Genomic DNA, 20,541 nt, shown 5'->3' on the forward strand with positions numbered 1-20,541 from the left:
ATTTCACACGAATCCAAGATGTGGCTTATCGCACGGGCGGGCCTGTCGTGACGCGGTCCCCGCAGCGCTTCGACCAGATGGACGAGATCGCGCGTAAGCTCGAGATCGTGCTGGCGGAGTTGGCTTCGCTGCGCATTCTGCTGGCTGCGCACGGAATTAGCACCCCTCCGCCTCTGCATGAGGACTACCTCACTGTTCAGCGATACGCAGCGATGAACCACATAAGCCCCGAAGGGGTGCTCTCTCGGATCCGCCGCGGCAAGCTGCGCGCGGAGAAGCGCGGTGGCCGCTGGTGGGTGAAATGCACGGTTTGCACAGCATAGCCGTGCAGTGGCGAGGACAGTTATGGTAGCCGAAACGAACCAATCCGAGATACGGAATCCAGCACGTGAAAATGATCTGCGCGTTTAAGTTGCCGCCCTTTCTGCGCTCGACCCGATGACCAATGGAGAATCAAGAGATGATCGAGGTCAACGTGGCGCACGACCAACACACCGTCGCGGGATCGGTAGGCTCGATGTCGATGCACCCAGGCAATCACAAAACGCGCGCGTGGCAGAAGTCCAACTCCGATGCCGCTGCATGTATTGTGGCAAATGGGAAGCGGCGCATACCCTCCGTTTTGCACGTGAGCCACCGCACGCTACCGAGTTACGGCTTGGAGCGCAGGAAAGAGAAGTGCCTTGCTCGCAATCGCACCTTGCGAGTTCCGCTGAGCATATCTTGAACGTCCGTCTCACGCGGGCTGGGGTGTAGCAGCCGACATGTATCCCAGTCATTCGCCTGTTCAGGGTCGCCTCGCGCGCCGGTGCGAGACGCGGACAGGTCTAATTTCGCTGGGATAGTCCGAGATTCAGGCTGGAGAAGGAGATGGCCAATGATGTCACCAAGGCTAATGTCAGTTCTCGGGTCGACGGTAGCAGTCGAGCGTATATTTTGGAAATTTCGAGAATTGATTGATGGCGATAGCGCGATCTCACCTGAAGTTCGAGAGACGCTTCATGTAATCCTAGATGCAAAGCTTCTTTCCGCAAAAGATAAGATTATGAGCGACGCGCGCGCTGCGATTGACGCAACTCCTGATTTGCCGCAGGCGGCCCGCGATCGAGCATACCGGTCGCTCGACTTTGCAATGAAGATGTTCATGACCAGTGAACCGCGCCGCGCTGAGGATCCCTTTAACGAAGTTGGTATCTGCAGCGCTCATCCCAAGACGCGTTGATGCAGGACCCGCTCCAGCGATCGGCGCCTCACTGCCGCCGTACGACCCGGTCAAGATCGGTGCTTTGCCCAGCGTGGATGTCGTCGTGCCCTGCTTCAACGAGGGACCGGCGTGCGCTTGCCGCCTGCCTGAGGTCTCTCGCAAGCCAGGGCTTCCGGCAGTTCTGCTCCGCCGCCGCTCCGAGTTCCCGCACGCCGTGGTTCCTAATGCGGCATTCGGCCTTGCTCAAGCAAGGAACTGCCGATCTGCCACAAGAGGGCGAACGCCGGGCGCCGTCAGTTCGTCGAGCACAAAATCGGGAGGCGGCGTGGAGGGCACGCGCGTGCAGTCAGTCCCAACAGCGCGGTGCAAGGTACGACTGCTGGCCGATTTGACCCGAGACACTGACGGTGACGACGGCGAGCCGGCCGTTCACGGATGATCGGATCGGCAGCCGTGTATTCGCGACCGGCCCTGGACCTTGCAACGTACGTTTGTGTGATCTTAGCATGCGCGGAAGCCATTGCCGGACCGAATTCTAACAAGCGCTAGTGCACACCATCGACAAGGAGCACCTTTCACTCTCCTGCGGCATCTACGCCGGTTCAATGCCCGTGTCCATCTGCACTGGGCCAGAAGGCTGATCCAGAGCCACCGCACGACTTCGAATTTCATCTCGCGCAGGATCAGCGCCGCATTGACCGCCGAATTGAAATCTCTCAACTCGCCTACCTAAACCGAGAGGTTTCCAAGGTTAGGCTCTCCTCCTAGAACTCGATCCGCGATAGTCACTACAGCGGATGCATCATGAAACCTGACGAGCGCCTCGCCGAGGTCCTTGAGAATAGCGCGTGTTTTGATCATGAGGCATCGGAGGTGTGGGCGCAGTGCCTCTCACCCACTGAGCGGCTGGCGTATATTCGAAAGCATCGCTCTCACTTCCGGTTCGCAGATTACGATGACGTGATATCTGTTATACGGGGTCGGCGCTTCACCGGTTGCTCATCGCAGCTCCTTCGGTGGCGTCACAGGATAAGAGCAAGGGCGTTGCAAGGCGCTTTGCTCTTTTCGGTTGCGGTGTGGCTGGGCCTCGTGTGGGTTGCGGTGCGCTTCATCCGCTGAGATCAGCAGCTCGCTTTTCGCCGACGCCACGCAATCTGGTTCGCACGCGAAAGAGCATTGCGAAGCGTGATCCGCAACGCCGCAACCTGACGCAGGGTTCGGTTCAAGCATTCCTTTCCGACGAAATGTTGCGGTGCAGCTACAGCTATCCGTGCGGATGTTGTTAAGACGCGCGAGGCTCGGGGCACTCAAGACATGAGAGTAGAAATGAAGAACTTGTTGCTCGCGACTGCAAGCATTGTGGCGCTCGGCGCGATTGCGCCCGCATTCGGCGCGGATCTGGCTGCGCAGCCCGTCCAGCCTCTCTATGGCAAAGCTCCGCAGCTTGTTGCGGCTATGATCTATGACTGGAGCGGCTACTACGTCGGCTTGAACGGCGGCTTGGGCTCAAGCGCGAATTGCTGGGACTTCAATGGCGGCACACCTGAGGGCTGCCATGATGCGACCGGCGGTACTGTGGGTGGCCAGATCGGGTATCGAAGGCAGACGGGCCAGATCGTGCTTGGTGTTGAAGGCCAGGGGAACTGGGCTGGTTTGACCGGCTCGAATGACAGCGTCGCGTTTGCGGATATCAACCAGACCAAGATTGATGCGTTCGGCCTGATAACAGGGCAGATCGGTTATGCCGTAGACAACGTATTATTTTACGCCAAAGGTGGTGCCGCAGTGACGAGCAATACCTATCAGATTAGCTCGACCCTCACGGGCGCGCAGCTTGGGAAGAGCGACCACATTCTTTGGGGTGGTGCGCTGGGAGCTGGGATTGAGTACGGTTTCGCGCCGAGCTGGTCGGTCAGCCTCGAGTACGACCACCTATTCATGCAGCCCGGAGCGGTGCACTTCGCCGCGCCCGCAGGCGGAACCGATCGCGTCCGCCAGGATTTCGATCTTCTGACTGCCCGGCTCAATTATAAGTTCGGCGGCCCGTTTCTTCTGAAATATTGATCAGCAGTACGAACGAAGAATCGGAAGCCCCGGCCCATGGCCGGGGCTTGTTTTTGCAAGGGCAGGCTTGCTGCATCAAGCAATACCGTTATCCCAGGCGACTAGCTTGCCGCAATCCAGGCCCAAAAACCGCTCCCGTATTGATGGGTATCGGCATCCACAACCAAGCACGCTTGCGAAGATCACTGTGATCGCACGCGCGTCATCGATGCGCCGAATGGTCTACCGTCATGGCCAGTCCACGTCGGATTTAGGCGATCGTACGAACCTCTCCCGCCTCGAAAACTCGACCAACCCTCGGCGGGATACGCATCTATGCCCCCGAAGACGACGAGACGACAGGCGTGTCAGCTATTCGCGGCGACAGCATCTTCTGCACCTTGGGCTGAACGTGTCCTCGCTGTCATGTTGCCACGCTGGTCAGATCGATCGCTCGTGACTTCGACATAGGTCGGTACGGGGCAGCGGCGCCGAAACGTCAGATTAGACCGGGGCGAATCGCCTTGGCAAGGCAATGGGTACGGCTGTTCGTCTCTAGCTTTCGCATCGCGGTTCTTCAGGTGAAAGTTCACCGTATTCTCGCTGACTCTCAGGATGACTCCGATTTCCTAGGATGATTTCCCCTCTTCCACCCAGCGGAGGCAATCCTTTTCTCGTTCGGATAGGGCCACTTTCATATGGCATTTGCCCTCCGATGAGGGCGCGATTTTTGTAAATGCATGATGAAACTGCCAAGCCAATGCGTTGAGACGACTGAGGCGATACTGAGGGTCGACATCGTCGAACCTGGATGCAAAGGATACGACGCATAGCCGTCCAAATGGTCCGAACAGTGGTACGGTTACGCCGTGCTTCAGACCCGCCTCTTTGGCCTCGTTCAACACACGCACTTCGCCGGGTTGCAATCGATCTTGTGAGCGAGTTGATCCCATAGAAACGGTGACGACTGCATCGTCGTACCGAACCACAGGATCGATGGCATTGTATCGGCGTTCAGCATAGCGCTCGCGCCACGCGGAAGGAAAGCTCACCGTCACGGCGGCTGGCAGATACTCTGGCCGGCGGGTCGGCTCCGCGTCCGTCAGCGCCCCGTAAGCGACTTGACTGAAGCCCTGTTCGCTCGAGCAGCTCACAAGCAGATCGAACAACACCTCGGGAGATCGACTCTGTTTTGCGCATTCGATGAAGCAAAATAGGTCCATTTGGTGCCTCCCGCCACCGACTTAGGCAATCCGGTGCTGCGTCTTTTGAGTGGATCGATTTGGGCAGGGCCCTGCGCCACTTCGGCCTCATCTTGCTTCGAAGTGCTCGACCGAACGCGACAGTCATACTTCTCGTCACGAGCTGCAATCGAGTTGGCTGAGATCGGGTAGCTGCTCGATAGAGAACATTGTGCATGCGCCTCTTCCGGAGGAGGCGGACCTGAAGCGTCCAGCAAATGTCGTCCCAGCTGAGGCGGCAGGAGCACTGCCGCAAGCAGGAGTGTTGGAGAACTGGGCGCCACGTTCACTGCTACAATTCGGACATTCGTCGCAAGAGAGACAACCTTGTTGGTGCTAGCTGAAGAATGTATGTCGCATCGGCAAGTACGCGAAGGATCGTTTACGCCTTGGGTCAGCCTCCGCGCCTCTGCTCCGGGGGCCAGCCGAGCTAATAGACCCGGCGCCCGCGTCATAGGGCACAGAGGCAATTAGTCGCAGAAATGGCATGCATCCGCTGCGATATACCCGTTTGCGGTCGCGCCGTAACCGAACGGAAAGCCGGAGATTCCCGGTTGCGCGGTCGCCTATTGCCAAGCGCTCGTGTTGAAAAGCACCCGGACATGTTTGGGCAAGCGAATCATCCGAATACGGCAATGGCCTGCGGCTTAAATGAGATCCAACCGACCGCACACATGGGCGTTGTGCTCACGCACATTGACAGACAGAAGCCGTACGCATGGTTGCGATAGCGCCCCCAAGCGTCGCTCTTATCGGCCTCCTCGCACCATCAATACTGCCCTTGAAATCACCCGTCTCTGCTCTCATCCTGGTAAGCAGCGTCGCTCACGGAGTGTTCGCAGGCGGCTTGCAGCGCCTGATGCATGTCCGCAATGAGATCACTCGGCCTCTCGATGCCGGCGTGAATACGAATCAACGGTCCATCAAATGAAACCTTAGCTTCCGTTCGTGGAGGATCATCGACAGGCAGCGCAAGGCTTTCGTACCCACCCCACGACAATCCGATTCCAAAAAGGCGCAGTTTCTGGAAGAAAACCGAAAGCTGGGCCTTGGGCATAGCCTTCAGAACGACGCCGAACAGGCCACTTGCACCCAAGAAATCCCGCTTCCAAATAATGTGGCCGGGATCGTTTGGGAGCGCAGGGTGTAGAACCCGGCCCACTGCCGGGTGGTCTTCCAGGCTTTGAGCCAGCTTGATGCCATTTTCGCAATGCTGCCTCATGCGAACGGCTAGTGTCCGCAGTCCACGAAGAGCTAAATAGATGTCATCTGGCCCAGCGATCTCCCCGAAATGATGAGCGCTTGGCTGCAGGAGCGGCCACGCTTCCTTGTTAGCAGTAGCAATGCCCAGAAGGGCGTCGGAATGACCAACGATATACTTGGTCGCGGCATGGATCGAAATGTCGACGCCATGGAGAAAGGGTTTGAAATAGAGCGGCGTCGCCCAAGTGTTGTCCATGAGCACGAGCGCACCCGAATGATGCGCGATCGCGCACAGCGCGGGAAGATCCTGTACCTCAAACGTCAGTGACCCCGGGGACTCCAGGTACACAGCTCGCGTTTTTGCTCCAATCTTCGCGAGTAGATCCGAAGGTTGTGTGGGATGGAAGTACTCCACTTTGACCTTAAATCTAGTTAGAACCTCGTTCGCGAATATCCTGACCGGTTCATAGACGTTATCGCAGATCAAAACATGATCCCCGGCCTTCAGTATCCCGAGAAGCGCGTGGGAGCACGCAGAGAGCCCCGAAGGGAACAAGATCGAACGATACCCGCCTTCCAGTTCACAAATGGCAGCCTCGAGAGCGCGAGACAGCGGTGAGCCGAATCGTCCGTAGTTCGTCACTGGATTCTGCTTGCGCCTATCCCACTCTTCGAGGCTTTCCGAAACGATCGTGGAACCTCGATAGACAGGCACATTGACCATCCCGGCGTGTTCAGCCGGCGCGCGACCGAGATGAGACAATTTCGTGTTGGGCTCTGGCAAGCCTTTACCCGAAGGGATCCGATCCATACTTCTCCTATCTGGGATCGCGCCGCTTAATGCGCAGCGAATGCCCACAACGTGCAACTCGTCTCCGGCGCGACCACTCGAGAATTCTGCATCGACGCCCTCTTCGTCATCATATCCCAATTTTAGAGCAGCTCTCCTCCCGCACCGAAAGCGCGGTCAACCACACAGCGAGACCGTGCCGGACCGCGCTCCTCAAAGTCGGTGGTCAGCTTCATGCAGATCTACAGTGGGTCCATCACTACAGCAAAGGTTGGGCCAGACGCGCGGGGTGCGGGCTGCAGGCGGATTAACCAGGACTGATCGAATGACTCGGCACCAGGCGACTTTCTTGTCGGACAAAAGACGCTGCATGTGGGCTCCTCGCCAAATCGGTTAAATCGGGACGATCTTGATGTGGGTTGACAATTGCACTTGTTATGAACTCGCGCGTTGGCGTTGTTTTTTCAGCCGCTTGGCTGGATCGCGCCGCTTGGCCGCATCGGCGTGGTAGGTCGAGGGGGCGCATCGGCAGGACCTTGCAGATCGGCTCACCCCCATGCGCCCACGATGGATCATCAAGAGGCGATCATGGCTTGGACCCGCGGTCGAGCTCCGCCATCGCAAAATAGGCGCTTGCGTTCCGTAGGATTTCGTTAGCCTGCCGGAGCTCGCGGTTCTCCCGTCGGGGCCTTCAGCTTCTCGGCCATCTCAGTCGGAACGCCGGTCCGCTGCCCGCTGTCGATCTCGCCTTCTTGACCCAGTCACGAAGCGTTTGCGGTGTGCCGCCGATCTTTGCCGCAACCGATCTCACCGCCGCCCGGCGCGAAGGATGCTCGCCGGAGAGATCCAGAACCATCCGAACCGCTCGGGTTCGGACCTCGGGTGACAATTTGTCCGTCGTCTTGCTCGTCATGGCTCCATCCTCTCAGGAGTTGGAGCGTCCGACAAACCCGGGCGGTTCAAACCGATACCTGACTGGATCGAGAGCTGGACCTTAACACCACTTGAATCGTACCTAGCGTCAAGTTGTACTAACTACCGGTTCGATTCTCCGAACCGAGACACATTCCGGCCTCAAGGTGCAGGCGCGGGACATTGAGGATCTGCGAGGCGTGCTTGAGATGATGGTGGCAGCTCTTATTGTCCTTTCGATTGTCGCCGCCGGTGGGGCTGGCTACGGCGTCCGTACTCGGCGCTTTCGCATCCGACGAGAGCGCGCGCGGCTGCATATGGCTACGGCCCACTCCGCAGAGAGTTGCAGCAGTCGTCCGCCGTCGCGCAACTCGCTCGAGCAACCCGCGTGCTGGCAACCAGAAGCAGATCTTGCGGACCAGAAGCGCTCGACAATAGCCCGCGAGGGCTAAACAAATTCACACGGGCTCACCTCTCACCTGCAGAATTCGCTGCCGGCACCCTCGGCAAGGTGCAGCTGATGCGCGAGTTCTTACGTTGTGCTGCGGCGTGTCGCGGCTCCAGAACTACGACAGATGCTTTGTCTGGCGGGGACGTCCGAACGGAGCGGCGTGCCGCAGGCAGCACGCGTTTCGACGCGCTAAGTTCAAAACAATTTGAAACGCAAGTGAGTCAGATGATACCGCGAAGAAGAACCCCAATCCCAGATCGTATGATGGCTGGAGCCACGCGTGGCTCGTCGATTATGCGCGGTGCAAGGCTTGTTCCCCGATCCTTGCGCTGTACGATCATCGATCCGCTTTCGGAGGCCTTAACATTCGGGCTCATCAGCCTCATAGTGTTAATGATCGTGGCAAACCCCGTTTTTCAGAAAACAGGTGATCAGGATTGGAGCCAGGGCGACGATCCCACACTCTGTCTGCCGGAATGTCGCACGGGTCTGACCAGCGCTTGCGCGACCTACAGCTCGATTTCAGTGAAGGAGCTTCCGGACGTCCTAGTCAAGGCGACATTGGCAACCGGGGATCGCCGCTTCTATAGCCATTTCGGCTTTGACCTTACCGCGATCGCGCTCTCATTGCATGCCGCCCCGGGCACACAGGCCGTGCGATCGTCCATTACCCAGCAGGTTGCGAGAATTCTATTCCCCTCAGATCAACCAAATTTGGAGGTCAGGATTCAGGAGGCGCTTGTCGCAATTTGGCTCGAATGGCGGCTCAGCAAGGATGAAATCCTGAAGATCTACCTAAACCGTGTGGAGATCGGAGGCGGCATCTTCGGCGTCAGTAAAGCTGCGCAGAGTTATTTCCAGAAGCAGGTTCAGGATATCGAGCTTGGCGAAGCAGCCTTGCTTGCCGGCCTGATAAATGCGCCACTAGATCTATCTTCGCATGTTGCTCTTCCGAATGCGCGTGAGCGTGCAAACCTGGTTCTGGACACCCTCCTCGAGACCGGGCTCATCACCAATGATCAGCTGTTCGCGGCAAAGCAACATCCGGCACGCCTGATCTTCATGGATCAGGACGCATCGCCGAATTGAAGCGATCGAGGTGAGCGTGATCTCGCGGAAGATGATTGCCACTGCTGCCAACGAGTGGAGGGTAGCACAGCTGATTGACTGGCTATGAAGCCTGCTCCGTGTTGACGGCTGCGGCCAGCATTGCCTCGCCCACCACATTGTTCCCTGTGCCTTTAGGGCATAGCCGGCGCCGACAATATCTCGGACCTCTTTGTTCTGGCTGAGCTTCGACTTGCCTATGAGGCGTGTGACCTCGATCTCGACGCCGACGATCATCTTGAGCATCTCGCCGATGTAGTCCTTGGGGCTGTCGGTCATCTTCCAAGGATCGGCCTGTTTCGCCTCATAAATGCGCGTCAGGCGCGCGACTATGCCGCGGACATACGCTCATCATCGCGGATCGTGACACGTCCGTACACATGCGCAACCATGTAGTTCCAGGACGGAACCTGCTTCTTGGACTCGACCTTGCTCGGATACCAGTTTGGCGCGATGTAGGCATCCGCGGCGCGGAAATCGATCAGAACCTCATCGCCGGTGGCGAGATCCTGACAAATAGGGCTCGTACCAGCGACATGCGAATGAAGCACGCCCTGCTGACCTTCGTGCGCATGCAGCTCGAAGGGAATATGATTCGCGTCAAACCCACTCTTCCCGTTGGTAAAGAGGGTGCCGAGCGGATTTTTTTCAATGAGATGGTGAAGTACCTCGGCGCGAGCCTCAACGAGGTGCGGAGGGACGTACATGATAACTCCTTTGGCATTGTGGGACGCCGTGCACCATAGGGTCGCGCAGCATCAACGGTTTGGTTCAGACCTCGGTCATCTCGAATTCACTTTTGCCAGCACGCCGGTCGGGGCAGATCCAATCTGCGGGCACGTCCTCCCAGCGGGCGCCGGGCGGAATGCCCTCTTCAGGCCATCCGTCTCGCTCGTTGTAAATGAGCCCGCACAACGCACACATCGAGGTCTTGTAGAGAGGCGCGTCGGACGCGATCTCGGTGTTCACGTGAGCACTTTCGTTGCTCATGACAGCTTCCATATTCGTCGGGCAGGGTTCATGAGGTCGACTTAGGGCGAGTCTGGCCTATCCAACTTGTAACTGCATTTTTGCTGGTGCGATCGCGATGGGATAGATCAGGCCGGGGTAGATGTTGCCGGTTGCCGGTGTAGCTGACGAGCGAGAGGCTGATCAGCGGAACGAAGCCGCCGAGTATGCCAGTGCCGATGGGATACGGAAGCGACAGCGAGGTATATCGCAGCCGCGCCGGAAAGAACTCGACGAGAAACGCGGCATTCGGCCCATACACCAGCACTACCAAGACGAGTTGCGCCAGGAATAGCGCGGTGACGGCCACGTAGTTGTGCGCAGCCGTGGCGCTTGCAACGCCCATGTAGATGTGAATGTAGAGCGCGGCGGCGAGCAGAAGTCCGGTGACGATCAGCGGACGACGTCCGATGCCGTCTGACAAGGCCCCGCTCACGACCACCAGGGGCGTACCGATAGCTAGGGCAATGGCGACGCAGACATTCGCCGTCAGGAAATCCACCTTGAGAACGCTCTGCAGGAAATACAGCGCGTAGAATTGCCCGGTGTACCACACGCATCCCAGACCCGCCGTCGCGCCGAAGAGAGCATACAGCGCATAACCAAATCCTTGTCTCGTGCCGAAACTTTCGCGAACCGGCGCGCGCGAGACCTTGCCGGCCTGGCGCATCTGCTCGAAAACCGGCGACTCGCTCAGCTTGAGACGAAGATTGATCGAAAACACGACGAGAAGTGCGGACAGCAAGAACGGGATACGCCACCCCCAAGCACGGAAACCTTCCTCCCCGAGCGTTAGCCGACACGCCAGCACGACCAGAATTGCAACGAAGATGCCATCGCTTGGTAAGAGAAGTGCCTCGATGGACCTTCAGAAATTCTCGATCAGAAAATCAAAGATCTGCCTGCAGGCCCCTATAAAATCGGCCTAAAGGCGGTGATGGCGCATATTGATGCCGCCATCAAGCACTACAAGCGAGGACAATCCGAGCCAGACCAAACACTATTCACCGATGTTGTCTTTCGCTGCAATCAAGCTTTTGAGGGTTAAGGAAGCTTACCGAGTGCTCGCTGGCAAGGACCCGTCGCGTATCGCGCCCCACAAAATCGAGGAGTTCCTCGGTCAGGCTGATCTACTTCGAAAGAAAGTGTTGGATCAATTTGCGCGTTACCGGACCGAATGGCGCAACCCATTCCACGCACGACTACGCTCTCGATTTCGACGAGGACGCAGGCCTGATGGCAATCGTATCTGTCACGGTCTTCGCCATCGTTCTTTGCGATCAGATAGACGGAAACTTCCTTTTGACACTGCGGCGGACCCACGAGCGCCTGCCGCCACCCCGACGACCCGGCAGGCACACCGCTGTTTGACTTAGTTACGAGCGCCCTTCTCAGATTTGCTCAAGGACATACAGATGATCCTTTGGTTTCTCGCGATCAATTGAGACCGCATTATCTTCGTACGGTGGGCACTATTGCGGGCTATCTCGTCAGTGCGCTGCGCGGCGTGCCAGGTGTTAGGGTCAAACAGAGCCAACTGTTCTCTGATAGAGAGGCTGATATCGTCGTCGAGCGATCAACGGGAGTGAGCTCTACGGAGAAGGTAATCGTTGAGTTGAAGGTTTCCTCCTCAGGGAAGTCCCTTCCGAGGCGCTTCCTTCGACGTAGCGCGGTCGAAAAAGCCGCTTACTTCTTGCACCTGCCCGACGTGACGGGAGCCGTCGTATTTCTATATTCCGGCAGCAATAAAACGTATGAGATTGCCGATACAACGGAGGCGCCGATAGAGAAGATGCGAATAGTCGGCGCGGCTTCGGATACAAAGTTAGTGAGCCCAAGAGATTAGAAGTGCACCGTCTGTTTGGCATGGGCCTCGGGCTTCTCGTTGGCATAAATGCGGTGCTCTTCACGGCTATGATTTTCTCGGAATGCCGGCTCACAGCCGCGATTGCCGGCGAGCGGTCCGCCGAGACGCCGGAATGCAGGGAGATAACGGCTCGGATCATCGAGCGGGAAACACGCATTTCGATCACTTCTCGGCCTCCGGCGGCAGTGTCTTTTTCAAGAAGCCGGACAGGGTCTTAATCTGCGATCCAAAGTTTGTGAACGCGAGCGGCTTCCCGTCAAATGATTGGTTTGCCCTCGCCGCGACGGCAGGAAGCGCGGTCACGGGTGTCGATCCGAAAAAACTGCAGGCGGCGGCTCATCGATGCCAGAGAACCGCACTCAAGGACGACGGCGAACAAGCTAGCGTTGCTCTTCCTAACGCAGCAGTCGGGTGTCAGGCGTTCACCAGAGACGGCGGAGGCGTGGTCGTGGATGTGGCAATACCGCTGCGAAAGCATTGAACTGGTTCAACGCAGGTCCCAGCACACCGCCGCGTTGTTGCCCGCGAAATAGCCAGAGCCTGCCCGAATTGGTTAACGGGTTGTTGATCGGGGTTCGGCAGGCTTACCATCAGCGCTGCCGATCAGCCCCCCAGCCACAGGTAGCGCAAAGCGATGGCCGGCGGCAGCGATGCCCGCCGGCCATTGTCGTGACCTAGCCCTTTCAGCAGCCGAAGGCCATCCTTGCCGCAGCAACCGACGGTACCCACTGTCAGCGACCCATTTCGCGCGCTCAAGATGGCTTTCGAACGCGGGCCGAGCGCGCGCTGGCTCACGTTCCGGGTCAATGCGCAAGATGATCCGCGATACCTCGCGCCAGTCAGCGCCTTCCGCATCGGCATCAAGCATGCGGAGATAGGTGATGCGGTGCTGTTCATCATAGAAACATGTGCTTCCTTCCGATCATTGGTTGCAGCGCCGGGACCATTCTCGGTCTTTGTGTCGCCCGGGTGGGCGCCGGCACGGGACTAAGGCCGCTGCGAAAGGTCGCTGATTTATTTCCCGCGCGATCCGGGTTGACGTGATCGGTATGCGCGCCGGCGTTCCCAATTCGGCCCGCGGTAGGGCTGGTCATCCGGCGTTCTTGTGAAGCGCGCCGGGCGAGTACCGAGGCAGCGCCGCTGCGACATTCCATGCAGCCCGCGGCCGCTTCCAAGCCGCTAGGGAAGTTGGACAGGATAGCCAAATCGCCCCCGCGTTTCGGGGTCCGCACCTACCGCAGCGCGGGGCCGTAGGACTGCCGGCACTCGACAGCCCGGTCATGTTGCACACTGGTTATTGATCCGGCCAGCCCAACATGCAGGCTTGGGATGGGCCGGCGCCGACGCCAAACACGCGCCCAGCTGGGACCGCAGCGCCTGCGCGCCGTAACGGAAGTTCAATGCCAATGTGGAGCATCTCTCGGCGGATCGCGGCCGCCACCTGAGCCGGTAAAACAAGGCGGGCCCGGTATTCCTAGGAACCCGGGCCCACAACCTCAGCAACGTCATGGCGGCGCCGTTCGGCTGCGTGTTGGGTTCTAAGCGCCCTTGTCTCAAACCGCCTTGAGCAAGGTCAAAGACTGCCCTTCTGGCAGTGGGGCTGGTCATCGGTCGACCTGATGCTATCGGCTACAAGCGGATGCAATTCAACCTCGATGGACCAGGCGAGCATAGCTTCGCCTGACAGTGGGCACGAACCAAGCAGATGCGTCCTCCCATGCCGCAAAACAACAACCATGAACCATTTAGAAAAGATTGCCGGCTGTTCCCGGTCGTTAAGTGATCGTAAACCATGCGATGGCAACAAACCGCATGGAAACCGAACTCCCGCCTGAAACGATACTGCGAGACAGCCGTCGGCAAGAAAAGCGCAGGTCGCTTTTTAAGCACTATCACCGGCAATTTCTCGATCGTCTTCGTGACCGCGATTGGGTGTCTTCGTTAAAGCTTCCCGGCAGCCCCGGAACGACGCTCGCTCTTTTACGAAACGGATGGATGGAGCGACGCTCAACGGGCAAAGGCGTCGAATATCGTATGACCGAAGCCGGTCTGTTGGAGCTTAGCCGGCCGCGATAACTCAAAGGCGCAGTGGAGGCAACGCAGTGTCAACAGCCATGGAAATGATCGTCGCCGGCTACGTGAAGGTGCGGGACCGACGTGCCTTGACGGACCTGCTCGCGCATCGGCGCAAGATGCTGGGCGAACTACACGCTGTCTCCGGCATCGATCCCGCGAACGCTGTTCAGGCCGTCCAAGACGAAATAACAACTATCGAAGCCGGCCTAGAAGAACTCAAGCCGCCGCCCGGCTCGCTCCCCGAAAACGAGTGGAGCTAGGGCGTGCGCGTTAACAAGATCAATTGGGAGAAGATCGGCCGCATGACAGAGCCCGGCCGTTACAAATGCTTCTTCGGCTATCTAACCGTTACGTCAGACGACATCGAAGTGTGGACGCGCTATCCCGACGCGACGTTCACTTTGATTGTGGGGCCAACGACTGAGCAATCGGTGGGCGAAGATTACCGTTTAGGCGCGTTCGACATCGGCGATCCACAACAGTAGGCGGTTCGCCGTCGGCGATGCCTATCAGGCTGCCGCTTGCGCCGACCTCGCCAAGGCGCCAGGCCCCGATCTAGACCGCCTCGACGGTACATCGCTGGACAAGGGCGCCGAACTTGATGCACTCGCGGCGATGCCAGCAGACGACCGGGCTTCGCTGATCCGATGGGCGGCCGCCGGCGAGATTGTCGCCGCCTTTGCGGTCCTGCTGGCCGGTTGGTTCAGCGAGCGCGCACTCCGTGCAGAAAGACGGCGCCGGATGCCCCATCGACGCCGCTGATCGTCGTGGTTGCGATGCTAAGTGAAGCCTCGCCAATCAGTTTGGGGCAACATGGTTCGGGCATTTCGCGATACTGTCATGGCACTCACTTTTCTTGTAGTCGCGGGCAGCAACATTTTGTGGGATTTCATGAATAGCTACCTCGCCTGCGGCCTTGCACTGACCGCTTCAATCACGGCCGGCTTTTGCGTCGAGCGCGACTTCATCAGGCGGCCCAATCGCGAGATGGCCCGCCTCCACCGCGAGCATTCGGCAGAAGGACCAATAGGCCGGCGCGGCTGGGAGTAAGGCCAGCTCGGCTTACGAAATACGGCTCCCGTGATTGAGACGCTGCATTCCCGATCGCGGCGAGATCAGCCCTTAGCTATTCCGGGCCGCTTATCGCATGGGTCTTGAGGGGCTGGTATCCAAGCATCGCGATCGGCCTCACCGTGGCCGTCGGCAGAAGCACTGGATCAAGGTGAAGAACCGCAGCCACCCGGCGACGGGACGGGAGCTATAGATCGGGAGCACGGCTGTTCCAGAATTAACCTGATCTCGCTGCATCAAGCTTAATTTTGCAACTCGATTGCAGCATCGCTGCGAAGCGTTACCTTCTGAGCGCCGGACATTGCCCGTCCGGCTCCACCCAAGGCGAAGTCGTCGCACCACCATATTCGACGCGGCGCTTCGTTTGATTGCAGGCGGTTTCGTTTGGAAAAGCAGCCGGACCACGAACCGCTTGATCTCGTCGAGATGCGTCGGCAACTCACCGTACTGCGTTCGCAACATTCCGAAAATCATGGAATAGCGTCGCTGTTGAACCGCTTCCTCGTGAAGATCGCGTTTCTGTCAGAGCCGAGGGACGTCGCGCACGTCCAACATCTGCGGTCTGAGTTCGCACGAACGCTACAAAAGGTTGAAGCGATCGCCTCGCGGTCCCCATCTGTGAGGCCATCAGGCGCCGTCAAGCAGCCCAAGTAACACTAACGCACAGACGTCCTTGCGCCTGCCGCCGGCGGCGCCGATGCTGGATGCAGTCGCGAAGTCGTCCTCGTCTCGCGTCCGGCGGCTTCGCGGCTAGGGGTCGCCGCCACAAGCGGCGGCCCCGCCCATGATCAGATCTAGGGAGCGCGCCGCACCGCTCGGGGTACAAACGGCAGTCTCGGAGAAAACGACTTGGCGGTCGCGAGAACCGCGGCTTCGTCGGTTTCGAGTGCGATCTTCTGGGCGAGCATCACATCGCCAACTGCCAACGCCCGTTCGGGGAGGAAGCACCATCCCACCTTAGGCTCCAATTTTTCATCCAGCTCCAAAACATTGCTCATGGTGCCCTGATGAATTCGGTATCGACGGCCGGTAAGAGAACCAGTGACTTCAAAAAAGCCATTGACATCAAATTGCGCGCGCTGTTCTGGAGATAACCATTCCCGCAAAAGACGGCGTGCACGCGCTTCCGGGCCATTTTGCTCGTTGAAGCTCTGATAAAGCGCACGCAGGGCGCGCAAACGCGCGCCCTGCGCGACGTTGCGTCCGAACAAAAACATCTTCGGTGCTACGACGGTTCTAACCGCCGACTAAGTGCGGATAGAACAGCGTTTCCTCCGCTGTTGCATCAAATGTCCGTATCAGCTTGAGATCGCCGGCCGGGGTCCGAGTGGCAGCGGTAAATCCCCGGCCGGTAAACATCTTGAAGCGCCGCTCGGCCTCGGCGAGCCCCTTGGGGTCGTCTTGCTCAAAAAAATGTCTGCTGTCGCCTGTGCTGTCCATTACAATCTGGGTAGCCATGGAAGAGAACTCCGCAACGCCTAGCCTCTGATGAAGAACAAACCTCGCTGCGATCAATAGTGTTCCTGCTCTCGGCAAATTTCATTGTGCCTTCTTGTTAGTCAGCGGTCGTCTACGAACATTCTACCGTCGCGACGCTACCCGCGCCAAGGGGCTAGGTTCTTGGACTATGTTTCAACACGTCGCGCACCAATCCTCAGGAAATGGAACGAGCAGCCACGGCCCGTCCTCAATGTTATCGTTTGCAGCTACGGGTCTGCCGGTCGCGAGGGGCTCGGCTGCGAACTCTTCGACCTCAGCGGTACTCGCCGCGTGACGCTCGGCGCAGCTTAAATCACTTTGCATGAATAAAACTTCCCACCGGGGCACGATCGAATTTGCAGCGTCTTCGAAAAATATGGATCAAAAAGATCGGCACGCGACAAAATATCAGACCCCCTTGGCAAGCGATAGGAGCGCGGACCTGTCCTTTTGCATCCTAGTCGCGCGCGCCATCACGCGTTGCAGTGCAGCCAACAGCCATCTCCATTCTTTGAGAGCCGTCGCTCCATCAAACTTTGGGGGGGCGATCATGGCCTGTGAGGGCGGCTCAACGGAGTTCTGCGCCGCGCGCCGTACCTCCCTGCCGCGCAGCGCACGGCGGAAGCGATCGCTGCTAACCCGGAGAAGTTTGACCGCGCTATCGCGGCGGAAATCGGCGTCAGTCACCCAATCGTAGCGAAAGCCCGTCGATCAACTGGAAAGCAGTTACCAGTTGCAAAACGAACCGGCCGCCACGGCAAGCAACGGAAGGCGCCGACCATGTCAGCTGCGCAGGTTGAGGCATTCTCGGTCGATGAACTCGACGCCTGCGACCGTGCTGTCGTTTGCCTATACTGCAGCGAAGCTTCAAGCGCGGCTTGCGAAGGCGAAGAAGGCCCACGACGAACTGATCTGCGCCTACCGCGCGCAAGGCGATGCGCTTAATATCGAGGCGCGGGCAAAGCGTCGGCTTGCCGACGAATACGACGCAGCGCAAGCGCGGGGTGAGGTTGCGCGTCTTGGAGATAATCTGCCTAGAGTTACCACCCGGAACGCTAGCAAGCCGACAGCGGCCGACGTCGGTATCTCCCGCCAAGAATTCCATGAGGCGCGCCAGATCAGGGACGCGGAAAAGCGCCACCGCGGCGCGCCGCTAGGAACCACCGCGGGGGAATTCCTCGCGGCAATCACGAGTGTAGTGTCCGTCGGTGCCAAACCCGGCCGCCTCCGGAGTGTTGCAGGGGGGGGCTGCTATTGGCAATCATTTTGATCCTGGCTCTCGCCGGCGCGATCCTCCTTCTAGCGATCCGCATCGTCATCGGCTGGATTTCCCCGACCGCCGGTAAACAGTTCTCCCCGGCGATCGACATAGCCGGGACGTTCTTCCTGAAACTGATCGTCGTGGTTGCCCCGGTCGCGATCTTGGCCGTCGTCGGCTTCGCGCTGATGACCTCCACCAAGTAGAGCAAGCGAACCACGACATCGATATCAGACGCCACTTCGGGATAGAACGTCGCCTGACGATTACCTAGATCGAAGTGAACGCGACCTCGGTCAGGCATGGTTTTGGCCCGAGCTCGCAGATACCGATTGCCGCGGCTTGATTGCGTGAACTCGATCGGCTTGATCGGACAGACGGCCTTCAACATGTGGGCCGACAGCCCGCAATAGCTCGCGGCTTGACCCAGCCGCAGCGCCGCCGGCCAGTATGGTAGGTCGCGCTTCATGTCGCTGCTTTGACCGGCCCGGCCAGCGCGGGTACTCGTTCGTACCGACGTAGCCGCGCTTCCCAACACCCGACCTATATGACCGTTTGGTAAAGCCATCGTCGGTCCACTCCGCAAACAACATCCGCTCGCCCTGGAACCTAATTTCGAGTTTTCTGGTGTGCGCTGGATTGTCGATCTGCCGACGCAAGGACAGCGCCATATCGTTGTATCGGAAGTCGTAAACGCGGGCCCGGCCGTCGAGCGCTTGGATAATGAAACCGGCAGCGTTCCGGAAGGATCGCTAGAGCGACCTTCGCCAAAGCTTGACGCGTTCAGAGCGGTCAGCTTGGTACATGCAATTCAGCTGGGTGTTTCGGCTATAAGCTGGTCAAGTTCACTGGCCGTGATCAGATCGCGGTGCATTAGGACTTTCGCTACACGATCAATCTCGGCCCAGTGCTCGTCGACCAACTCTTCACAATTCTGCAAGATGACGGCCAGTATGTCGTTCGCCTGCCGAAGGACGTCCCGGGGAAGTTCAAGCTCCTCGTTCCCAGCGCCGGGCAACGACTGGCCGGATTTCAATAGAGCAATAGAAGCGGCCGCCGCTTGTGCAATCTGCAAGTCGCTTTCGGCGCCGTCAGAAAACGAGCTGGGACGCCCGGAGAAACGAACGTTCGCGACTGGTCCTGCTAATGCTACAGCGGCATCGATCTCGTACCCCGCAATCTTCGCTTCTACTGCTTCTCCACTCTCATAAGACGCCGAAGCCGTTAGGGCTCCGACCGATCCTGACATACGTATTTCCGCGCATGCTAGCCCTTGACGGCGAGCCAGCACTGCGTGGGCCGCTTCATGGTATGCCATCATCATTCGTCTTCGCCTTCGCTCGCCCATGGTTGGACCTTTTTCGTAAAGATGCCCCGGAGGACGGCGGCGGAAGCCGCCGCCCCATTCGACGATGTTATGCCGCAATTCCGGCGACGCGAAGGACCGCACTTGCGAACTCGCGGCCCAGAAGCAGACCTCGCCCCTGTTCGCCGCCGCAATAGTTGCTCTTCTGCACTTCCTCGAACAGCATCATGCCGCGCGCCAAGATCAACATTCCTGAGACGGTAAGCGGCGCGTGCTGGCGACTTCTATACAGCAAAGAATGGATTTTCCTTGCTTCTTTGTGTGCTGCGTCCTTCGCGGCTTCGACACCGGAGACTTCGATAGCTCTGGCGCACTGGGCTCCGTATCGTTCGGCTGCGACAATTCGCGCTGTCAGGTCCCCTTCCAGTCGTTGCCTAGCCCGCTTGCCTCCCCAACGTTCGGTATCCCCCCGGACCGCGGCGAGTGCGATGCGGAGACGATCGGGCTTGAGCAGGTTGAGCCAGGCCGCGTCGGCGTGGACCGCCCCGTTGGCATCGACGATCGTGCGATAGAGCGGCTGGCCTTCGAACCCTTCGGCTTGCTCAAAGTAACCTTGGAAGGCCCGCCGGTCGGCCGCGGACGTGATCACGATCGAAGGCGGCGGTTCGGGCCACTGTTCAGCCGCCAGCGCCCGGGCCTGCTCTAGGCGGGCCACCGCGGCCCGGTAAGCCAGCGTGCGGCAGCGGTGCTCATTGGTCACCGCCCGGCGTCAGAACCTGCCGCCACAGTTCGGCGCGGACCTTTGCTTCGATGCGCCGGACTTCCGCGTCGATGGTGAAATGATCAACGCCTATTTCATCTAGTGTCCGACGGATCGCGTTTAGATTTTGCCGAACATGCTGCTCGCCTTGCTCGGCAGGTCGCGTCAGAACGAATTCGACGTGGCGCTTGATGTAAGCGGCTTCCCGGAAGCGGCCGGGCAAAAGTAAGACCTTCGCCTTTGGCTCGGCGATGCGGACATGAAGCCGGGGATCGCCTTCCTGGGCCGGCGCCACTTCGCGCCGGGCGTTGCGCACGGCGCGCGACACGGCCCGTTTAGTCATGCTGCCCCCCAAGTCCGACGATCTGCGAAGACGATCTGCCAAGCGGCCTTCGCGAAAGCGTGGCAATGCTGTTCGGTTTCGGCATCGGTGACGCCCAGCCCAGCGAGCCGGCCTCACTCGATGTCCAGGTGCTTGATCAGATATTTCTCAGCGTCGTCAGCCGACGGTCGCTTGCGCATTTCGGCGGCTATGAAAGCGACGATCCGACGGTGGCGGGCCGACGGGAACGCGTAAACGTGCGCTGAAGGAACTGCCTTGCGTCGGCGCTTCATCGGTCAACTCCCGGTCTGCTGGATGAAGGGCGGCGCGCTGGGGAAAGGTTCAGAGACCGCAGCGCGCCGCCGCTCGCGCCGCCCGGGTACGTCCGCCGGGTCGGCGCCGGCGCTGACGCGGGACGGAACCGCGCGCACCGAAGTGGAAGG

The 20,541-nt window shown here is 59.0% G+C and carries 20 protein-coding genes, 3 pseudogenes and 1 other annotated feature; of the genes and pseudogenes, 10 read left to right on the forward strand and 13 right to left on the reverse strand.

Going from position 1 to position 20,541, the window contains the following annotated elements; genetic code table 11:
* Nucleotides 1-47: 47 nt before the first annotated feature.
* From IVB07_RS31235 to IVB07_RS31245, 3 genes are all read left to right on the forward strand, one after another.
* On the forward strand, nucleotides 48-323 hold the full coding sequence (locus tag IVB07_RS31235) for a hypothetical protein (protein ID WP_026232955.1): 276 nt from the start codon (nucleotides 48-50) through the stop codon (nucleotides 321-323).
* Nucleotides 324-877: 554 nt separating this feature from the next.
* Entirely contained in the window at nucleotides 878-1,222 is a 345-nt protein-coding gene (locus tag IVB07_RS31240) for a hypothetical protein (RefSeq protein WP_247289248.1), read from the forward strand.
* A gap of 1,308 nt (nucleotides 1,223-2,530) precedes the next feature.
* Nucleotides 2,531-3,268, forward strand: coding sequence for an outer membrane beta-barrel protein (locus IVB07_RS31245; protein ID WP_018455462.1), 738 nt, complete (start codon nucleotides 2,531-2,533; stop codon nucleotides 3,266-3,268).
* Between the two features lie 608 nt (nucleotides 3,269-3,876).
* On the opposite strand, the gene IVB07_RS31250 is transcribed toward IVB07_RS31245, so the two are convergent.
* The 3 genes and pseudogenes from IVB07_RS31250 to IVB07_RS31260 form a co-directional block, all read right to left on the reverse strand.
* Complete coding sequence (locus IVB07_RS31250; RefSeq protein ID WP_247442448.1) at nucleotides 3,877-4,470, reverse strand: autoinducer binding domain-containing protein; 594 nt, start codon at nucleotides 4,468-4,470, stop codon at nucleotides 3,877-3,879.
* Nucleotides 4,471-5,275: 805 nt separating this feature from the next.
* Nucleotides 5,276-6,622, reverse strand: a complete 1,347-nt coding sequence (gene metC, locus IVB07_RS31255) for a cystathionine beta-lyase (RefSeq protein ID WP_346659249.1) — start codon at nucleotides 6,620-6,622, stop codon at nucleotides 5,276-5,278.
* Nucleotides 6,623-6,985: 363 nt separating this feature from the next.
* Nucleotides 6,986-7,394, reverse strand: a pseudogene (locus tag IVB07_RS31260) (transposase); the annotation flags it as partial.
* Nucleotides 6,998-7,113: a sequence feature (AL1L pseudoknot), on the reverse strand. (Overlaps the previous pseudogene by 116 nt.)
* 714 nt (nucleotides 7,395-8,108) lie before the next feature.
* Here IVB07_RS31260 and IVB07_RS31265 point away from each other — a divergent pair.
* A complete protein-coding gene (locus IVB07_RS31265) occupies nucleotides 8,109-8,933 on the forward strand; it encodes a transglycosylase domain-containing protein (protein ID WP_247337050.1) in 825 nt (274 codons plus the stop codon).
* 282 nt (nucleotides 8,934-9,215) lie between these two features.
* Here the strand turns inward: IVB07_RS31265 and IVB07_RS40360 are convergent.
* From IVB07_RS40360 to IVB07_RS31280, 4 genes and pseudogenes are all read right to left on the reverse strand, one after another.
* A pseudogene (locus tag IVB07_RS40360) lies at nucleotides 9,216-9,284 on the reverse strand (FMN-binding negative transcriptional regulator); the annotation flags it as partial.
* Nucleotides 9,281-9,658 (reverse strand): FMN-binding negative transcriptional regulator, encoded by a 378-nt coding sequence (locus IVB07_RS31270; RefSeq protein ID WP_253075292.1) that lies wholly within the window; start codon nucleotides 9,656-9,658, stop codon nucleotides 9,281-9,283. The gene IVB07_RS31270 and the pseudogene IVB07_RS40360, both read right to left, overlap by 4 nt.
* A 64-nt stretch (nucleotides 9,659-9,722) precedes the next feature.
* Nucleotides 9,723-9,875: a rubredoxin gene (locus IVB07_RS31275; protein WP_026232952.1), complete on the reverse strand. Its 153-nt coding sequence runs from the start codon at nucleotides 9,873-9,875 to the stop codon at nucleotides 9,723-9,725.
* A 94-nt stretch (nucleotides 9,876-9,969) separates the two neighbouring features.
* Entirely contained in the window at nucleotides 9,970-10,770 is an 801-nt protein-coding gene (locus tag IVB07_RS31280; protein ID WP_345946708.1) for an MFS transporter, read from the reverse strand.
* A gap of 1,168 nt (nucleotides 10,771-11,938) precedes the next feature.
* Between IVB07_RS31280 and IVB07_RS31285 the strand changes: the two genes are divergently transcribed.
* On the forward strand, nucleotides 11,939-12,307 hold the full coding sequence (locus tag IVB07_RS31285) for a hypothetical protein (protein WP_247296012.1): 369 nt from the start codon (nucleotides 11,939-11,941) through the stop codon (nucleotides 12,305-12,307).
* A 219-nt stretch (nucleotides 12,308-12,526) separates the two neighbouring features.
* Here IVB07_RS31285 and IVB07_RS31290 read toward each other — a convergent pair.
* A pseudogene (locus tag IVB07_RS31290) lies at nucleotides 12,527-12,727 on the reverse strand (DUF2285 domain-containing protein); the annotation flags it as partial.
* 1,201 nt (nucleotides 12,728-13,928) lie between these two features.
* Between IVB07_RS31290 and IVB07_RS31295 the strand changes: the two are divergent.
* Both IVB07_RS31295 and IVB07_RS31300 read left to right on the forward strand, forming a co-directional pair.
* Nucleotides 13,929-14,162: a hypothetical protein gene (locus tag IVB07_RS31295; RefSeq protein ID WP_026232951.1), complete on the forward strand. Its 234-nt coding sequence runs from the start codon at nucleotides 13,929-13,931 to the stop codon at nucleotides 14,160-14,162.
* A gap of 3 nt (nucleotides 14,163-14,165) precedes the next feature.
* Nucleotides 14,166-14,387 carry a hypothetical protein gene (locus IVB07_RS31300; protein ID WP_247339997.1) on the forward strand — a complete coding sequence of 74 codons (222 nt, stop codon included), beginning with the start codon at nucleotides 14,166-14,168 and terminating at the stop codon, nucleotides 14,385-14,387.
* Between the two features lie 1,380 nt (nucleotides 14,388-15,767).
* Here the strand turns inward: IVB07_RS31300 and IVB07_RS31305 are convergent.
* Together IVB07_RS31305 and IVB07_RS31310 are read right to left on the reverse strand one after the other, a co-directional pair.
* Nucleotides 15,768-16,190, reverse strand: a complete 423-nt coding sequence (locus IVB07_RS31305; RefSeq protein ID WP_247442452.1) for a hypothetical protein — start codon at nucleotides 16,188-16,190, stop codon at nucleotides 15,768-15,770.
* A gap of 19 nt (nucleotides 16,191-16,209) precedes the next feature.
* Nucleotides 16,210-16,431, reverse strand: coding sequence for a hypothetical protein (locus IVB07_RS31310; protein WP_026232948.1), 222 nt, complete (start codon nucleotides 16,429-16,431; stop codon nucleotides 16,210-16,212).
* Between the two features lie 835 nt (nucleotides 16,432-17,266).
* Between IVB07_RS31310 and IVB07_RS31315 the strand changes: the two genes are divergently transcribed.
* Nucleotides 17,267-17,722: a hypothetical protein gene (locus IVB07_RS31315; RefSeq protein WP_247442454.1), complete on the forward strand. Its 456-nt coding sequence runs from the start codon at nucleotides 17,267-17,269 to the stop codon at nucleotides 17,720-17,722.
* The gene (locus tag IVB07_RS31320; RefSeq protein WP_247412383.1) at nucleotides 17,707-17,916 is read left to right on the forward strand and encodes a hypothetical protein; all 210 of its coding nucleotides are present in this window, start codon (nucleotides 17,707-17,709) and stop codon (nucleotides 17,914-17,916) included. Before IVB07_RS31315 ends, IVB07_RS31320 begins: the two co-directional genes overlap by 16 nt.
* A gap of 605 nt (nucleotides 17,917-18,521) precedes the next feature.
* On the opposite strand, the gene IVB07_RS31325 is transcribed toward IVB07_RS31320, so the two are convergent.
* The 3 genes from IVB07_RS31325 to IVB07_RS31335 form a co-directional block, all read right to left on the reverse strand.
* Nucleotides 18,522-18,959, reverse strand: coding sequence for a hypothetical protein (locus tag IVB07_RS31325; RefSeq protein ID WP_247442455.1), 438 nt, complete (start codon nucleotides 18,957-18,959; stop codon nucleotides 18,522-18,524).
* A gap of 166 nt (nucleotides 18,960-19,125) precedes the next feature.
* Complete coding sequence (locus tag IVB07_RS31330; RefSeq protein ID WP_247766834.1) at nucleotides 19,126-19,776, reverse strand: hypothetical protein; 651 nt, start codon at nucleotides 19,774-19,776, stop codon at nucleotides 19,126-19,128.
* Complete coding sequence (locus IVB07_RS31335) at nucleotides 19,766-20,161, reverse strand: DUF6074 family protein (protein ID WP_247766835.1); 396 nt, start codon at nucleotides 20,159-20,161, stop codon at nucleotides 19,766-19,768. The genes IVB07_RS31330 and IVB07_RS31335 overlap by 11 nt, the downstream gene beginning before the upstream one ends.
* A 23-nt stretch (nucleotides 20,162-20,184) precedes the next feature.
* On the opposite strand from IVB07_RS31335, the gene IVB07_RS31340 reads away from it, so the two are divergent.
* A complete protein-coding gene (locus IVB07_RS31340; protein ID WP_247442457.1) occupies nucleotides 20,185-20,364 on the forward strand; it encodes a hypothetical protein in 180 nt (59 codons plus the stop codon).
* Nucleotides 20,365-20,541: the final 177 nt, after the last annotated feature.

Origin of the sequence: Bradyrhizobium sp. 172, assembly GCF_023101065.1 — a bacterium.
In the GTDB taxonomy this organism is placed as follows: domain Bacteria; phylum Pseudomonadota; class Alphaproteobacteria; order Rhizobiales; family Xanthobacteraceae; genus Bradyrhizobium; species Bradyrhizobium canariense_D.

Coding starts and splice junctions, on each gene's coding strand:
- IVB07_RS31240 (WP_247289248.1), top strand. CDS start 878: ATGATGTCACCAAGGCTAATGTCAGTTCTCGGGTCGACGGTAGCAGTC.
- IVB07_RS31245 (WP_018455462.1), top strand. CDS start 2,531: ATGAAGAACTTGTTGCTCGCGACTGCAAGCATTGTGGCGCTCGGCGCG.
- IVB07_RS31250 (WP_247442448.1), bottom strand. CDS start 4,470: ATGGACCTATTTTGCTTCATCGAATGCGCAAAACAGAGTCGATCTCCC.
- IVB07_RS31265 (WP_247337050.1), top strand. CDS start 8,109: ATGGCTGGAGCCACGCGTGGCTCGTCGATTATGCGCGGTGCAAGGCTT.
- IVB07_RS31270 (WP_253075292.1), bottom strand. CDS start 9,658: ATGTACGTCCCTCCGCACCTCGTTGAGGCTCGCGCCGAGGTACTTCAC.
- IVB07_RS31275 (WP_026232952.1), bottom strand. CDS start 9,875: ATGTGTGCGTTGTGCGGGCTCATTTACAACGAGCGAGACGGATGGCCT.
- IVB07_RS31285 (WP_247296012.1), top strand. CDS start 11,939: ATGCAGGGAGATAACGGCTCGGATCATCGAGCGGGAAACACGCATTTC.
- IVB07_RS31305 (WP_247442452.1), bottom strand. CDS start 16,190: ATGTTTTTGTTCGGACGCAACGTCGCGCAGGGCGCGCGTTTGCGCGCC.
- IVB07_RS31310 (WP_026232948.1), bottom strand. CDS start 16,431: ATGGCTACCCAGATTGTAATGGACAGCACAGGCGACAGCAGACATTTT.
- IVB07_RS31315 (WP_247442454.1), top strand. CDS start 17,267: ATGAACTCGACGCCTGCGACCGTGCTGTCGTTTGCCTATACTGCAGCG.
- IVB07_RS31325 (WP_247442455.1), bottom strand. CDS start 18,959: ATGTCAGGATCGGTCGGAGCCCTAACGGCTTCGGCGTCTTATGAGAGT.
- IVB07_RS31340 (WP_247442457.1), top strand. CDS start 20,185: ATGCTGTTCGGTTTCGGCATCGGTGACGCCCAGCCCAGCGAGCCGGCC.